Origin of the sequence: Psychrobacter sp. AOP31-B2-9, from assembly GCF_052378005.1 — a bacterium.
GTDB lineage: Bacteria > Pseudomonadota > Gammaproteobacteria > Pseudomonadales > Moraxellaceae > Psychrobacter.
Genome location: NZ_JBQSXG010000292.1, coordinates 1 through 969 on the forward strand (window position 1 = coordinate 1; position 969 = coordinate 969).

1 pseudogene is annotated in these 969 nt (G+C 44.1%); it reads left to right on the forward strand.

The annotated features are described in order from the left end of the window. Nucleotides 1-65 precede the first annotated feature (65 nt). Nucleotides 66-969: pseudogene (locus ACT3SX_RS15255) on the forward strand (IS3 family transposase); the annotation flags it as partial.

Below are 969 nucleotides of genomic sequence, written 5' to 3' on the forward strand. Positions count from 1 at the left end.
TGAGCTATGCTGAAGAAACCGTAGAGATAAACTTGGTAAACTAACGACTCGATGAGGAGTTTACCATGACCAAGAAGATCAGAACTTATAGCACCCAATTTAAAGCAGAAGCCGTTAAGAAGATAGCAGACAATAACGGCAACATCTCAGCGACCGCAAAGCAGCTTGGCATAGCGATGCAAACGTTATCTAATTGGAACAATAAAGCCAATCAAGGCAAACTTGTCGGCACAGAACAATATGATCCTGAGCTTATGGCAGCTATTCAGGAAATAAAGCAGCTCAAGCGGCAGCTTAAAGTGGCTGAAGAGGAACGAGAGATCCTAAAAAAGGCCACGGCGTACTTTGCGAAAAACAGTTAGTGAAGTACGCCTTTATAAAAACTAATAGACAGGCCTTTAGTATCGTCTCTATGTGCCGTGTATTAAGGGTTAAGCCATCAAGCTATTACGACTGGATAAATCGCGATATCAGCGACCAACAGATACATCGTAACCAGTCTGAGCTACTGGTTAGAGCCGCTCACAGTGAAACTCGTGAGCGCTATGGTGTTGAGCGACTGCATGCAAAGCTAATAGAGCAAGGCCATGACATTAGCTTGTACATGGTCAGACGTATCAAAGAAGAACATGGCATCAAATGCCGTCGCCACAAACGCTTTAAGGTCACCACGGACTCAAACCATAATAAAATGGTTTATCCAAACGTGCTCGATCAGCAGTTTGATGCTAAGCGTCCTAATGAGTCTTGGGTCAGTGATATCACCTATATCTGGACAAGCGAGGGTTGGCTATACTTAGCAGGAGTAAAAGATTTATACACCAAAGAGCTGGTCGGCTACGCCATTAATAAGCGCATGACAGCAGATTTAGTATGCCGTGCACTCAATATGGCAATCAAGAATAAACGACCAAGCCAAGGGCTAATTGTGCATTCTGATAGAGGCAGTCAGTACTGTAGCCACGCTTA